Origin of the sequence: Burkholderia sp. F1, assembly GCF_050813845.1 — a bacterium.
GTDB lineage: Bacteria > Pseudomonadota > Gammaproteobacteria > Burkholderiales > Burkholderiaceae > Burkholderia > Burkholderia ubonensis.
Map to the genome: position 1 here is coordinate 2,734,504 of NZ_CP172422.1, position 13,271 is coordinate 2,747,774.

The window sequence follows — 13,271 nt, forward strand, 5'->3', positions numbered from 1 at the left end:
GCGGATGGGCGACGCGTTAGCGCGCCGCCCGATTTCCCCCGCGCCGCGCTACCTGCGCCGCACCACCATCAGGCGCGGCTCGGTCATGTCCTCGATCGCGTAGCGGATCCCTTCGCGGCCGAGGCCCGAGTCCTTCACGCCGCCGTACGGCATGTTGTCGACGCGGAACGACGGCACGTCGTTGATCACGACGCCGCCCACGTCCAGCTCGTCCCACGCGCGCTGCGCGTGCGCGAGCGAATCGGTGAACACGCCGGCCTGCAGCCCGAAATCGCTGTCGTTCACGCGCGCGAGCGCGTCGTCGAAGTCGTCGAACTTCTCGAGGATCGCGACCGGGCCGAACGCTTCCTTCCGGTACAGGTCCTGCTCGCGGCCGACGTTCTCGAGCAGCGTCGCCTCGAACATCGCGCCGTCGACGTTGCCGCCCGCGATGACCTGCGCGCCCGCCGCAACGGCCGCGTCCATCCAGCCCGCGAGCCGGCGCGATTCGGATTCGGAGATCATCGGGCCGACGAAGGTCGCCGGGTCCTTCGGATCGCCCATCTTCAGCGAGCGGGTTTTCGCGATCAGCTTCTCGCGCAGCGCGTCGTAGAGACCGGCGTGCACGATGATCCGCTGCACGCCGATGCAGCTCTGCCCCGACTGGTAGTACGCGCCGAACGCGAGCCGCTCGACCACGTAGTCCAGCCGGTCGCGCTGGTCCGCGTCGACGATCGCGGCCGCGTTGCCGCCCAGCTCCAGCACGACCTTCTTCTTGCCGGCCTTCTCCTTCAGCGCCCAGCCGACCGCCGGCGATCCCGTGAACGACAGCAGCTTGAAGCGCTCGTCGGTCGTGAACAGGTCCGCGCCGTCGCGATGCGCGGGCAGCACTGAGAACGCGCCCTTCGGCAGGTCGGTTTCCGCGAGGATCTCGCCGATGATCAGCGCGCCAATCGGCGTGCGGCTCGCGGGCTTCAGCACGAACGGGCAGCCGGCCGCGAGCGCCGGCGCGACCTTGTGCGCGGCGAGGTTCAGCGGGAAGTTGAACGGCGAGATGAACGAGCACGGACCGATCGGCACGCGCTTCGTGTAGCCCGTGTAGCCCTGCGCGCGCGCGGAAATCTCCAGGTTGATCACTTCGCCGTCGATCCGCACCGACTCCTCGGACGCGACGCGGAACGTGTCGATCAGCCGCGTCACTTCGCCCTTCGAATCGTTGATCGGCTTGCCGGCCTCGATGCACAGCGCCTCGGCCAGCTCGTCGAAGCGCTCGCGAAAGCGCGCGACGCAGTGGTCGAGCACCGCCTGGCGCCTGTACGCGGGCAGCTCGCGCATCGGCTTCGCGGCGGCGACCGCCGCGCCGATCGCCGCATCGATCGCCGTCGCGTCGGCCAGCGCGACGCGCGTCGCGACCGCGCCGCTGTACTTGTCCGTCACGTCGAGATCGGTGTTCGCGTACACGGCAACGTTGGCGAGGTAGTACGGATAGGTTTCCTTCAGCATGGAACGTCTCCTTCCGGTGAACTGTGAATTCAGAGCTGCGCCGACAGACGCTTGATCTCGCGGTTCAGCACGCGCTCGTTGTCCGAGTAGTCGATCGGCACGTCGATCACGTGCACGCCCGGCGACGCGAAGCATTCGCGCAGCAGCGGCGCGAGATCGTCGGCCGCCCCGACCCGGTGGCCGCGCGCGCCGTAGCTCTGCGCGTACGACACGAAATCCGGGTTCTGCAGCGTCATCGCGAAGTCGGGGAAGTTCATGTTCTCCTGCTTCCAGCGGATCATCCCGAACGCGTCGTCGCGCAGGATCATCACGACGATGTCGAGCTTCAGCCGCACCGCCGTTTCGAGCTCCTGCGAGTTCATCATGAAGCCGCCGTCGCCGCACACGGCGATCACCTTGCGCTGCGGGTGCACGATCTTCGTCGCGATCGCCGACGGCAGGCCCGCGCCCATCGACGCGAGCGCGTTGTCGAGCAGCAGCGAGTTTGGCTCGTGCGCGCGCCAGTAGCGCGCGAACCAGATCTTGTACATCCCGTTGTCGAGGCACACGATCCCGTCGGCCGGCAACGCGTCGTACAGGTCGTTCACGATCCGCACCGGGTACATCGGAAAGCGCGAATCGTGCTGCCCTTTCTGCAGGTGCGCGTCGAAATGCTCCTTGATCATCGCGAAGCGCGCGAAATCCCAATGCGGCTGCGGCGCGAGCGCCTCCTTCATCTGCCACACCGCGTTCGCGATGTCGCCGACCACCTCGATCTGCGGGAAATAGACGGGGTCGACCTGCGCGCCGAGGAAGTTCACGTGGATCACGGTCTTGTCGTCGGCGCGCATGAAGAACGGCGGCTTCTCGATCACGTCGTGGCCGACGTTGATGATGCAGTCCGCGTGCTCGATCGCGCGGTGCACGAAGTCGCCGTCCGACAGCGTCGCGTTGCCGAGCCACAGCGGATGCGTCTCGTCGATCACGCCCTTGCCCATCTGTGTCGTGAAGAACGGGATGCCCGTCTTGTCGACGAATTCGAGCAGCATCTTGCAGGTCGTCTTGCGGTTGCCGCCCGCGCCGATCATCAGCAGCGGATGGTGCGCGGCCTGGATCGCGTCGACCGCGTGCGCGACCGCCTTCTCCTCGGCCACCGGCCGCCGGCTGTAGCTCGCCGGAATCGGCTTGCCGTCGCCCTCCTCGTGCGCGATGTCCTCCGGCAGCTCGAGGTGGGTCGCGCCCGGCCGCTCATCTTCCGCGCGCCGGAACGCCTCGCGCACGGCCGACGGAATGTTGCCGATCGACACGATTTGCCGCGTGAACTTCGTGAGCGGCTGCATCATGTCGACGACGTCGACGATCTGGAAGTGGCCCTGCTTGCTGGACTTGATCGGCTTTTGCCCGGTGATCATCAGCATCGGCATCCCGCCGAGCTGCGCATACGCGGCCGCCGTCACGAAGTTGGTCGCGCCCGGGCCGAGCGTCGCCAGGCACACGCCCGTCCTGCCCGTCAGGCGGCCGTAGGTGGCGGCCATGAAACCGGCCGCCTGCTCGTGCCGGGTCAGCACGAGCTTGATCCGCGATCGCCGCAGCGATTCGAGCAGATCGAGGTTTTCCTCGCCGGGAATGCCGAACACATACTCGACGCCTTCGGCTTCCAGCGCCTTCACGAACAGATCCGATGCTTTCATGGGGGACTCTCGGTTGATGCCGCCTGCCCGGCCTACGGGCGCGCGACGCTCAGGACGCACGCCGGCCTACGGCGCGCGGACGCTTTACCTACCAGACACTGACCACACTGCACTTGCCCGCCGCGCAGCGCGCGGCGGCGTCTCCGGAAACCGGAGGACGAACGGATCCGCCGGCGCGCAACGCATGCGCGCGGGCGGCAAAGACGTTTTTGATTGTAGACGGATTCGGGAAATGCCGACTTCGATCGCCGGACATCTCGATGGGATCGGCCGATCGGCCATTTGACCGACGAATGGAGCCGGCGGCCTTATCGTGTGGCAACGGAAACAGCACTCTAAACATGTGAACCATGGTTGACACACTGCAATCCATACCCTACAGTGCGCCTACGTTCAGCATCCGGACCACCGACGTCTTTGACACATGGTTTGCCGGCCTGTCGGACCGTATCGCGAAACGCCGCATCCAGGCGCGCATCGACCGCCTCGCGATGGGCAATCCGGGCGACTGGAAATCCGCCGGCCCGCCGGTCGTCGAAATGCGTATCGATCATGGCCCCGGCTATCGCATCTATTACGTCCGGCGGGGAACGATATGGGTGATCCTGCTGTGCTGCGGCGACAAGTCGACGCAGCAGGCGGACATACGCGCCGCGCACGCGATGCTCGCGCATCTCGCTATGGAGTGATCGATGGACAAGATCAAGACCCGGCCATGGGATTCGGCCGAACACCTGAAGACCGAAGACGACATGGCCGACTACTTCGAAGCCTGTCTGCAGGAGGCCGGCGACGATCCGGCCTTCATCGCCCACGCGCTCGGCGTGATCGCGCGTGTGCGCGGCATGTCGCAGGTCGCGCGCGATGCGGGCCTGTCGCGCGAAGGGCTGTACAAGGCGCTGTCGCACGACGGCAACCCGAGCTTCGGCACGATCCTGAAGGTCATCAAGGCGCTCGGCCTGCAACTGCACGGCTCGAAAGCGCACGCCTGATCCGGGCGCGCGCGACGTCGCGCCCGTTCCCCGCCGGCACCGGCCGCGTCAATGCAGCCAGCCGCTCGCCCAGCGCGGCGCGAGCGACACGAGATACAGCCCGAGCCCGACCAGCCCGCCGACCAGCGTGCCATTGATGCGGATGTACTGCAGGTCCTTGCCGATGTTCAGCTCGATCTGCCGCGACATCTCGCGCGCATCCCAGTTGCGCACCGTGTCGCGGATATGGCGCATCAGGAAGTCCGCGAAATCCGGCGCCATCTCGTACACGGCTTTCTCGACGTGCTCGTTCAGCGATGCGCGCAACGCCGGGCTTTCCGCGAGCCGCGCGCCGAGCCAGCCGCCGAGCGTCGCGGCCTGCCGGTGCAGCGTCGAGTCGGCTCGCGCGAGATCGGCTTTCAGCCATGCGCGCAACTGGTCCCACAGATCCTTCAGGTAGGTGTTGAACGCATCGCCGTCGCGGATGTAGCGCTTGATCTCCTCGCCCTTCTCGATGAACACGGGATCGTGCTTCAAGCGCTCGACCAGCTTGACGACCGTCGCGTCGAAGCGCTGCCGCAGTTCGTGCTCCGGGTCCGCGGCGACCTGTTCGAGCACGCGGTTCACCGCGTTCGCGATCAGCTGGGCGCCGTTCTCGCCGAGCCAGTTCGTCGGCAGGATCTTCTCGACGGTCGGGTACTGGCTCTTCAGCCAGTCGACGATGTATGCGGCGATCACCGCGCGGTTTTCCGGCTGGTCGAGCAGGTTCGTCACCTGCCCGATCGCGTCGTCGAGCAGCGCCTGGTGGCGACCGTCCTTCGTCAGCGTGTCGAGGATCGCGCCGGCCGATTGCGACAGGTCGATCCGGTCGACCAGCGCACGGAACGCATCGTGCACGAACGACTGGATCCGCGCATCGTCGGTCATGTCGAGCGCGAAGCTCATCAGCTTCGTCGCGTAGCTGCCGAGCGCGTCGGTGTTCGCGGGCTCGCCGAGCCATGCGCCGAGCTTCCGCGCGGGATCGTGCTGGCGGATCTGCGCGGCGAGCGCGTCGGGGCCGAGGAATTTCTCGCGGACGAACACCGCGAGGTTGTCGGCGATCTTGTCCTTGTTCTGCGGAATGATTTCGGTGTGGCGCGACACGAACGGGATCGGCACGCGGCGGAACAGCGCGACGACCGCGAACCAGTCGGCGAGCGCGCCGACCATCGCGGCCTCGGCCACCGCCTTGATCCCGTCGATCCAGATGCCGCGCGGCAGGAAGATCGTCGTCACGAATACCGCGACGGCGACGAGCAGCAGCGACAGCGCGCGACGCTTGCTGCGGTTCAATTCGAGGGCTTTGTCTGGCGTCATGGGCGACCGGCGAGGGCGGCGGGCGAAGCGGCGATGCCGCTAATATCCCCGAATTCGCCGCGGCCGACAAACGCGACATGCCTGCGCCGCCCCCCACCCCGCCGTCAGAGCAACGCCTTCAGGTTCACCGCCGGGTCGGCGAGCCGGTCCGGATCGGGCGCGGCGCCCGCCGCGATCATCCGGCGGCACGCGCCGATGTCGCGCCCCGCGTTCACCGCCGCGGCCGCGACGAGCCTGCCGTCGTCGCCCAGCCCGAACACCGCGAACGCTCCCTTCGACGGATCGCCGCGCACGACCGTCGTCCGCTCGCCGCCGAACAGCCCGAGCATCTGCAGGTTGCAGTCGTACTGATCGGACCACAGCCACGGCAGCTCGGCATAGGTCTCGTCCGCGCCGAGCGCGTTCGCCGCCGCGACGGCCGGCTGGTTCTCCGCGACCTGCCACGACTCGATCCGCACATGGCGGCCGAGCAGCGGATTGAAGTGCATCGTCACCTCGCCCGCCGCGAAGATCGCCGGATCGGCCGTGCGGCACCCCGCGTCGACGCGCACGCCGTTGTCGACGTCGAGGCCCGCCGCCTGCGCGAGCTCGACGTTCGGCACGACGCCGATCCCGACGACCACGATATCGGCCGTCACGTCCCCGCCATCCGTCTCGACCACCGCGCCGCCCGATGCGCCACGCCGGATCGCGCGCGGCATTGCCGACAGCCGGAACTCGACGCCACGCCCGTCGTGCAGGTGCCGCGCGAACGCGCCGACCACGTCCGGCAGCGCGCGCTGCAGCAGGCGCGCGGCCGGGTCGATCACCGTCACCACGCAGCCGAGCTGACGCGCGGCCGCCGCGACTTCGAGGCCGATGAAGCCGCCGCCGAGCACCGCGACGCGTCGGCCGGGCGCGAGCGCCGCACGCAGCGCCCGCGCGTCGGCGACCGTGCGCACGTAATGCAGCGGCACGCGTGCGTCCACCGGCCCGCCGAACCTGCGGACCCGCGAGCCGGTCGCCAGCACGAGCCGCCGGTACGGCAACGTCGCGCCGTCGTCGAGCCGCACGCGCTGCGCGTCCCGCTCGATCGCGTCGACCCGCGTGCCGAGCCGCAGCGCGATCCGCTGCGCGTCGTACCACGCGGCGTCGCGCACGAACGCGCGCGCTTCGCCACCGTCGCTCAGCAACGCCTCCTTCGACAGCGCGGGCCGGTCGTAAGGCAGCTCGCGTTCCGCGCCGATCATCACGATGCGCGCGTCGGGGTCGCGCGCGCGCAGCGCTTCGGCGGTGCGGCGCGCGGCATGGCCGGCGCCGACGATCAGGACAGGATCAGCCGACATTGACTTCCACCTGCCCGTCGACGACGCGGATCGGATAGGTCCGCACCGGCTCGGTGATCGGCGCGCATTTCGGCGCGCCGGTGCGAATGTCGATCAGCCCCTGATGCAGCGGGCATTCGACGCAGCCGTCCTCGACGTAGCCCTCCGACAGCCGCGCGTGGCCGTGCGTGCAGAGGTCGTGCATCGCGAACAGTTCGTCACCGATCCGGAACACCGCGATCGGCTTCTGTCCGGCGACGCGTGCCGCCGGTTCGTCTTCGGAGAATTCGTCGATGGCACCGAGCGGGTGCCACTCGGTCAGCGTTGCTTCAGTCATGTCGTTTCTCGCATTCCGCTCAGATCGGGGTGGCCAGCAGCGTCTGCACGCGCGACGTGTCGTAGATCACGCGCTTGGCCTTGTAGCGCAGGCCGTCGGACGTGCGCACCACCGTGTCGTAATACTTGCCGGCCTGGTACACGTTCGATTCGCCGTTGCTGCGCGTCTGCACGACGACGTAGCTGCTCTCGGTGTCGATCTCGCCGTCGCGCTCGGCGACGACCATCAGCCCCGACGTCATGTGCCGGTACGTGTGCTCCTCAAAGATGTTCGCGTGCCGCAGCGACACGACGCGATCGCGCAGCATCCGCCGGTTCGTGCAGTGCACGATCCCGACCGGCAGCCCGAGGTCCGCGTTCTCCTTCGGCACGATCTCGTACGTGCAGTCCTCGATGAACAGCTCCGACCACTGTTCGAGCCGGTTGTTGTCGAGGTGGCTGATATAGCGGTTCTGCAGCATGGCGATCTCGAACCACGTCTTCATGTCTTCCGTCATTTCGCGCTCCCGCTTCAATAGCCCATCAGCTTCTGGTAGCCGACCCAGAACTTGCGGATCAGGCTTTCGGTGATCACCGTGTCCTGCTGGTCCGGATTGCCGCGCGACATCTCGATCACCGACGTCGCGTCGCCGTCGCGCACCGTGCCGCGCTGCACGAGCTCGGTCGCCTCGGTGTCCTCCATCGAGATGTAGCCGGCCGGACCGACGAGGTTCGCCTGCTTGATGCGCAGCGCGCGCAGCTCTGGCGTGTCGTCCGTGTAGCCGAAGAAGTGGAAGATCAGCTCGAAGTTGTCCGGCCCCTTCGGCAGGATCTGCCGCGCGACCAGCGTGTTGTGGATCTGCTGGATCACGAGCTGCGGAAAGATCGGCTGGATGTGGTTCGTGCAGTCCTCGTCGTATTCGGACACGAGATCGAGAATCGATTCGTCCTCCAGATGGAAGCCCTCGTCGAACGAGCGGATGTTCTGCTGCTTGTAGGCCGCCGACGTGTCGTCGCCGGTCTTCGTCACGGTGATGATGCTGTGCAGCCCGTGCGTCGCGTCCGGAATCGAGCGCGCCTTCATGCCGACGCGGAAGATGTTGAAGGTCGTATGGAACAGATGCAGCATGCTCGCGTGATACGGGTCCTTCACGTTCTCCAGGTAAAGCTTCCAGTTCGATTTCGAATACTGGCGCGTGCAGCCGAGATATTCGACCGGCTTGTGGAAGACCCGGTCGATCCACGGGCGCATCTGCTCGCCGAGGTAGTCGGGCAGCGGCGCGACGTCGTCGCTGAAGGTCGCGAACACGAGGCCGCGATAGCTGTCGACGCGCAGCTTGCGCAGCCCGTGCTGCTTCGGATCGAAGTCGGCCGGCATCCCGGTCATCCCTTTCTGGCCGCGCCGGAACGGCACGCCGAGCAGGTTGCCGGTGTTGTCGAAGCTCCACTGGTGATAGACGCACGTGTGCGAGCTCGCGTTGCCGCGCGCCTTGCGGCACACCTGCGCGCCGCGGTGCGCGCAGCGGTTCACCCAGGCGGTGAGCGCGCCGTCCTCGGCGCGCGTGACGACGACCGGCGTGTCGCCGACGAACGTGCTCTTGAAGTCGCCCGGGTTCGGAATCTCCGCTTCCAGCGCGACGAAATTCCATGTCGGACCGCGGAAGATGCGTTCCTGCTCGCGGTCGTAGACGGCGCGCGAGCTGAACACCTTGTACGGCACGCGCGAGCCGTCGTCGTGCGGAAACGTCACGTCGGACGCGTCTTCGCGCGCCGCGAACAGGACGGTCGATGCTGTCTGCTCCATGTCGGACTCCTTGTCGATCCGGTGGGGGTTTCTTGATGGAGCCTATTTTTGAAACGCTAATATTCGCCGTCTATCCGGAATCTGCAATTGCGGCGGCGCAGTATCCACTTCCGGCAGGTTTCTGCGCTAGGATGACCACACTCGACGCGCCCAGGCCCGGTCCGGTCCCATTCGTCCGGCCCGGGCGAGCGCCCACAAGCGAGACACATGCCCATGTCCCCGACGTCGTTCGAGCCGTTCGCGCTGCGCGCGCACCGGCTGTTCGAAACCCGTGATCTCGACGAGACCCGCGAGCGGATCTCGCGCGTGATGCAGCCGCACGCGTTGCTGCCGAACGGGCGCGTGCTTGGCGCGTCGCACATGGATTTCGTGCGCCTCGGCGGGCTCGGGATCGGCACGATCGCGTTCGGCGACGCGATGCGCGTGCAGGTCGATGCGGTCGACGGCTATTACCTGCTGATGTTCTGCCTGTCGGGTCAGGCCGACGTCCGCGCGATGGGGCGGCAGGTCGGCGTCGACGGGCAGACCGGTGTGCTGTGCGCGCCCGGCGAGCGCTTCGACGCGCAGCTGTCCGCCGATTGCGAGCAGTTCGTACTGCGCATCGACGCGGCGACCGTCGGCGCGCTGACCGGCGACCCGCGCGCGACGCTCGACCCCGTGCTGCGCGTGAGCGACGCGGCGCTCGCCGCGTGGCGCCAGCAGCTGATGCTGGTCGCGCGCTCGCCCGAACTGCTCGAGCGCGCGAACGCGAATCCGCGCATCGCCTCGCAACTCGAACACCTGCTGATCGACCTGCTGATCGAAGGCCACCCGCCGTCGGCCGTGCCCGCGTCGCGCCACGATCCCGCGCCGGGGTTCGTGCGGCGTGCGCAGGAGTTCGTAAGCGCGCATTACGCGCAGCCGCTGCAGCTCGCGGATATCGTGCGCGCCGCGAACGTGCCGGAGCGCACGCTGCGCGATGCGTTCCTCCAGTTTCGCGGGATGAGCCCGATGCAATACTTGCGCGTGACGCGACTCGAGCATGCACGCGAGTTGCTGCGCGGCGCGGCATCCGACCGGCGGATCGCCGATATCGCGCTCGATTGCGGCTTTACGCACCTGGGACGCTTCGCGATCGCGTATCGGGAGAAGTTCGGCGAATCGCCTTCGGAAACGCTTGACGGCAAGCGGTGACGATTATGCGCGGCGCGCCCGGCGTCGCGACTGCGCCGCCGCATTCGCGCACGCGAGCGCGGATTGACCGTTAGTTGCGATGAATTGCGGTGCTCGGCGCGTCGGCCACGCCTACGCCGCCGGGGCGAACATCGCCCGCGCGATCGCGCAGAACGCGGCCGTCGTGGCGCTTTCGCCGTGCAGCCGACGGCTCATGATGATCGGCGACGTCGCGGCCGGCTCCGGCAGGCGGCGGTACACGACGCCCTTCACCCGCACGCCTTCGACGCTTTCCGGCACGAGCGACACGCCGACCTGCGCGGCCACCAGCCCGAGCGCCGTCTGCAGCTCGCGCACCTCGTGCACGGCGGCCGGCTCGAGCGCGCCGTCGCGCAGCGCGGACAGCTGCTGGTCCGCGAAGCTCGGCCGCGGCGTGCTCGGATAGACGATCAGCGTCTCGCGCGCGATGTCGGCCAGCGCGAGCGGCCGGTCCGGGTCTGCCAGCGGGTGCCCGGCCGGCAGCGCCGCGATCAGCTTCTCCTCGATCAGCGCCTCGCGCACGACCTGGTCGTCGTCGAAGCGCAGCCGGCCGAACCCGACATCGATCCTGCCCCCTTTCAGCGCGCCGAGTTGCTCGAGCGTGAACATTTCGATCAGCGACAGCTCGACTTCCGGCCGCGTCTCGCGGAACGCCCGGATCACGTCCGGCAGCGCACCGTACAGCGTCGACGGCACGAAGCCGATCACGATCCGCTCCGACATCTGCGCGAGCCGCCGCGTCAGGGGCCCAAGCTCGTCCGCCTGGTCGACGACGCGCTTCGCCTGCGCGTAGAACACCCGGCCCGCCTCGGTCAGCCTCAACGGCCGCGCGCCCCGCTCGAACAGCGGCAGGCCGATTTCGTCCTCGATCGCCTGCAACTGGCGGCTCAGCGGCGGCTGCGTCATGTGCAGGCGCTCCGCGGCCCGCGTGATGTTCATTTCCTCGGCGACCGCAATGAAATACCGGAGCTGACGCAATTCCATTGCATACCTCGAAAGTATGGAAATAGTCGGAAAGAGTGTTGGACGCCGCCGGGCGGAAGTTCCTACCATGTGCACCAACAGGAGGAATCGCATGATAGCAACTGCCGCCACCATCGACCGCGTCGAAACGCTGCTCGTCGACGTGCCGACGATTCGCCCGCACAAGCTGTCGGTCGCCACGATGAATTGCCAGACCCTCGTGCTGGTCCGGGTTCGATGCTCGGACGGTATCGAAGGCGTCGGCGAAGGGACGACGATCGGCGGCCTCGCATACGGCGAGGAGAGCCCGGAAAGCATCAAGGTCAACATCGACACCTATTTCGCGCCGCTGCTGCAGGGCATGGACGCGACCCGCCCGGGCGCCGCGATGGCGCGCGTGCGCAAGCTGTTCCAGGGCAACCGCTTCGCGAAGTGCGCGCTCGATACCGCGCTGTTCGACGCGCAGGCGCGCCGCCTCGGCGTGCCGCTCTCCGAGTTGTTCGGCGGCCGCACGACCGACGCGGTGGACGTCGCGTGGACGCTCGCGAGCGGCGACACGCAGCGCGACATCGCGGAAGCCGAGGCGATGCTCGACGCGCGCCGCCATCGCGCGTTCAAGCTGAAGATCGGCTCGAACACAGTCGCCGACGACGTCGCGCATGTGATCGCGATCAAGCGCGCGCTCGGCGAGCGCGGCGACGTGCGGATCGACGTGAACCAGGCGTGGACCGAAACCGATGCGATCTGGGCCGGCCCGCGTCTTGCGGAAGCCGGCGTAAGCCTCGTCGAGCAGCCGATCGCGGCGGCCAACCGCGCGGGCCTGCAGCGCCTCACGCGGCTCGCGCAGATTCCGATCATGGCCGACGAGGCGCTGCATGGCCCTGTCGACGCGTTCGCGCTTGCGCAGGCGCGCGCGGCCGACGTATTCGCGGTGAAGATCGCGCAATCGGGCGGCCTGCAGGGCGCGGCGAGCGTCGCGGCGATCGCGGCGGCGGCCGGCATCGCGCTGTACGGCGGCACGATGCTCGAAGGCGCGGCCGGCACGATGGCGTCCGCGCAGCTGTTCAGCACGTTCGGCGCGCTGCAATGGGGCACCGAGCTGTTCGGCCCGCTGCTCCTGACCGAGGAAATCCTCGTCGAGCCGCTGCGCTACGAGGATTTCAAGCTGCATCTGCCGGCCGCGCCCGGCCTCGGCATCACTTTCGACTGGGCCCGCATCGAACGGATGCGACGCGGCGCCCGCTGATCCCCCGCAAGACACCCGATATTGGAGACACGCATGAACAAGGACGCCATCGACGCGCTGCTGAAGACCTTCGACGATGCGGCTGAGAAGCCTGGCAACCCGCGCGTGCGCGCGATCGTCAACCGGATCGTGAAGGACCTGTGCTACACGATCGAGGATTTCGACGTGCAGCCGAGCGAGTTCTGGACCGCGCTCAATTACCTGAACGAGGCCGGCAGGGAGTTCGGCCTGATCGCCGCGGGCCTCGGCCTCGAGCGCTTCCTCGACGTGCGGATGGACGAGGCCGAAGCGAAGGCCGGTATTCACGGCGGCACGCCGCGCACGATCGAGGGGCCGCTGTATGTCGCGGGCGCGCCGGAGTCGGTCGGCCACGCGCGCCTCGACGACGGCACCGATCCCGGCCAGACGCTCGTGATGCGCGGCCAGGTGCTCGGCGACGACGGCGCGCCGCTCGCGAACGCGCTCGTCGAGGTGTGGCACGCGAACCATCTCGGCAACTACTCGTACTTCGATCCGTCGCAGCCGGCGTTCAACCTGCGCCGCTCGATCCGCACCGACACCGAAGGCCGCTACAGCTTCCGCAGCGTGCTGCCGGTCGGCTACAGCGTGCCGCCGGGCAGCAAGACCGAGCAGTTGCTCGACCAGCTCGGCCGTCACGGTCATCGCCCCGCGCACATCCACTTCTTCGTTTCCGCGGACGGTTATCGTAAGCTGACGACGCAGATCAATATCGAAGGCGATCCGCACATCTGGGATGACTTCGCGTTCGCGACGCGCGAAGGGCTGATCCCGAAGATCAGGCAGGCCGAAGGCGCGGAAGGCAAGCCTTACAATGTCGATGGCCAGTTCGCGCTGATCGATTTCGACTTCACGCTGGTCAGGGATCGGTCGAACGTGCCCGAGAGTGAAGTCGAACGCGTGCGCGCGCAAGCCTGACGGGCGTCGCGGCAAAACGATAACGCAAGGAGC

The 13,271-nt window shown here is 67.9% G+C and carries 13 protein-coding genes; 5 read left to right on the plus strand and 8 right to left on the minus strand.

Going from position 1 to position 13,271, the window contains the following annotated elements; genetic code table 11:
- Positions 1-48: 48 nt before the first annotated feature.
- Positions 49-1,482 (minus strand): aldehyde dehydrogenase family protein, encoded by a 1,434-nt coding sequence (locus ACFIMZ_RS30755; RefSeq protein ID WP_431823213.1) that lies wholly within the window; start codon positions 1,480-1,482, stop codon positions 49-51.
- Between the two features lie 29 nt (positions 1,483-1,511).
- Positions 1,512-3,152, minus strand: a complete 1,641-nt coding sequence (locus ACFIMZ_RS30760; RefSeq protein ID WP_431823214.1) for an acetolactate synthase large subunit — start codon at positions 3,150-3,152, stop codon at positions 1,512-1,514.
- A gap of 350 nt (positions 3,153-3,502) precedes the next feature.
- On the opposite strand from ACFIMZ_RS30760, the gene ACFIMZ_RS30765 reads away from it, so the two are divergent.
- Together ACFIMZ_RS30765 and ACFIMZ_RS30770 are read left to right on the plus strand one after the other, a co-directional pair.
- A complete protein-coding gene (locus tag ACFIMZ_RS30765) occupies positions 3,503-3,841 on the plus strand; it encodes a type II toxin-antitoxin system RelE/ParE family toxin (RefSeq protein ID WP_431823215.1) in 339 nt (112 codons plus the stop codon).
- Positions 3,842-3,844: 3 nt separating this feature from the next.
- Positions 3,845-4,144 carry an addiction module antidote protein gene (locus ACFIMZ_RS30770; RefSeq protein ID WP_431823216.1) on the plus strand — a complete coding sequence of 100 codons (300 nt, stop codon included), beginning with the start codon at positions 3,845-3,847 and terminating at the stop codon, positions 4,142-4,144.
- 48 nt (positions 4,145-4,192) lie between these two features.
- On the opposite strand, the gene ACFIMZ_RS30775 is transcribed toward ACFIMZ_RS30770, so the two are convergent.
- The 5 genes from ACFIMZ_RS30775 to andAc form a co-directional block, all read right to left on the minus strand.
- Positions 4,193-5,479, minus strand: a complete 1,287-nt coding sequence (locus tag ACFIMZ_RS30775) for a DUF445 domain-containing protein (protein WP_431823217.1) — start codon at positions 5,477-5,479, stop codon at positions 4,193-4,195.
- A gap of 104 nt (positions 5,480-5,583) precedes the next feature.
- The gene (gene andAa / locus ACFIMZ_RS30780; protein ID WP_431823218.1) at positions 5,584-6,804 is read right to left on the minus strand and encodes an anthranilate 1,2-dioxygenase system ferredoxin--NAD(+) reductase; all 1,221 of its coding nucleotides are present in this window, start codon (positions 6,802-6,804) and stop codon (positions 5,584-5,586) included.
- Positions 6,794-7,120 (minus strand): anthranilate 1,2-dioxygenase ferredoxin subunit AndAb, encoded by a 327-nt coding sequence (andAb, locus tag ACFIMZ_RS30785; RefSeq protein ID WP_431823219.1) that lies wholly within the window; start codon positions 7,118-7,120, stop codon positions 6,794-6,796. The genes andAa and andAb overlap by 11 nt, the downstream gene beginning before the upstream one ends.
- A 19-nt stretch (positions 7,121-7,139) precedes the next feature.
- Positions 7,140-7,616, minus strand: a complete 477-nt coding sequence (gene andAd / locus ACFIMZ_RS30790; protein WP_431823220.1) for an anthranilate 1,2-dioxygenase small subunit AndAd — start codon at positions 7,614-7,616, stop codon at positions 7,140-7,142.
- A 14-nt stretch (positions 7,617-7,630) separates the two neighbouring features.
- Complete coding sequence (gene andAc, locus ACFIMZ_RS30795; RefSeq protein ID WP_431823221.1) at positions 7,631-8,902, minus strand: anthranilate 1,2-dioxygenase large subunit AndAc; 1,272 nt, start codon at positions 8,900-8,902, stop codon at positions 7,631-7,633.
- A 213-nt stretch (positions 8,903-9,115) separates the two neighbouring features.
- Here andAc and andR point away from each other — a divergent pair, with 213 nt between their 5' ends.
- Complete coding sequence (gene andR / locus ACFIMZ_RS30800) at positions 9,116-10,075, plus strand: anthranilate 1,2-dioxygenase regulatory protein AndR (protein ID WP_431825406.1); 960 nt, start codon at positions 9,116-9,118, stop codon at positions 10,073-10,075.
- 111 nt (positions 10,076-10,186) lie between these two features.
- Here andR and ACFIMZ_RS30805 read toward each other — a convergent pair whose 3' ends face one another.
- On the minus strand, positions 10,187-11,077 hold the full coding sequence (locus ACFIMZ_RS30805; RefSeq protein ID WP_431823222.1) for a LysR family transcriptional regulator: 891 nt from the start codon (positions 11,075-11,077) through the stop codon (positions 10,187-10,189).
- A gap of 91 nt (positions 11,078-11,168) precedes the next feature.
- On the opposite strand from ACFIMZ_RS30805, the gene ACFIMZ_RS30810 reads away from it, so the two are divergent.
- Positions 11,169-12,302 (plus strand): muconate/chloromuconate family cycloisomerase, encoded by a 1,134-nt coding sequence (locus tag ACFIMZ_RS30810; protein WP_431823223.1) that lies wholly within the window; start codon positions 11,169-11,171, stop codon positions 12,300-12,302.
- A gap of 33 nt (positions 12,303-12,335) precedes the next feature.
- On the plus strand, positions 12,336-13,238 hold the full coding sequence (catA, locus tag ACFIMZ_RS30815; protein WP_431823224.1) for a catechol 1,2-dioxygenase: 903 nt from the start codon (positions 12,336-12,338) through the stop codon (positions 13,236-13,238).
- The last annotated feature ends 33 nt before the right edge of the window (positions 13,239-13,271 follow it).

What these genes read in the sequence shown, in the direction of transcription:
- ACFIMZ_RS30755 (WP_431823213.1), bottom strand. Translation starts at nt 1,482, where the DNA reads ATGCTGAAGGAAACCTATCCGTACTACCTCGCCAACGTTGCCGTGTAC.
- ACFIMZ_RS30760 (WP_431823214.1), bottom strand. Translation starts at nt 3,152, where the DNA reads ATGAAAGCATCGGATCTGTTCGTGAAGGCGCTGGAAGCCGAAGGCGTC.
- ACFIMZ_RS30765 (WP_431823215.1), top strand. Translation starts at nt 3,503, where the DNA reads ATGGTTGACACACTGCAATCCATACCCTACAGTGCGCCTACGTTCAGC.
- ACFIMZ_RS30770 (WP_431823216.1), top strand. Translation starts at nt 3,845, where the DNA reads ATGGACAAGATCAAGACCCGGCCATGGGATTCGGCCGAACACCTGAAG.
- ACFIMZ_RS30775 (WP_431823217.1), bottom strand. Translation starts at nt 5,479, where the DNA reads ATGACGCCAGACAAAGCCCTCGAATTGAACCGCAGCAAGCGTCGCGCG.
- andAa (WP_431823218.1), bottom strand. Translation starts at nt 6,804, where the DNA reads ATGTCGGCTGATCCTGTCCTGATCGTCGGCGCCGGCCATGCCGCGCGC.
- andAb (WP_431823219.1), bottom strand. Translation starts at nt 7,120, where the DNA reads ATGACTGAAGCAACGCTGACCGAGTGGCACCCGCTCGGTGCCATCGAC.
- andAd (WP_431823220.1), bottom strand. Translation starts at nt 7,616, where the DNA reads ATGACGGAAGACATGAAGACGTGGTTCGAGATCGCCATGCTGCAGAAC.
- andAc (WP_431823221.1), bottom strand. Translation starts at nt 8,902, where the DNA reads ATGGAGCAGACAGCATCGACCGTCCTGTTCGCGGCGCGCGAAGACGCG.
- andR (WP_431825406.1), top strand. Translation starts at nt 9,116, where the DNA reads ATGTCCCCGACGTCGTTCGAGCCGTTCGCGCTGCGCGCGCACCGGCTG.
- ACFIMZ_RS30805 (WP_431823222.1), bottom strand. Translation starts at nt 11,077, where the DNA reads ATGGAATTGCGTCAGCTCCGGTATTTCATTGCGGTCGCCGAGGAAATG.
- ACFIMZ_RS30810 (WP_431823223.1), top strand. Translation starts at nt 11,169, where the DNA reads ATGATAGCAACTGCCGCCACCATCGACCGCGTCGAAACGCTGCTCGTC.
- catA (WP_431823224.1), top strand. Translation starts at nt 12,336, where the DNA reads ATGAACAAGGACGCCATCGACGCGCTGCTGAAGACCTTCGACGATGCG.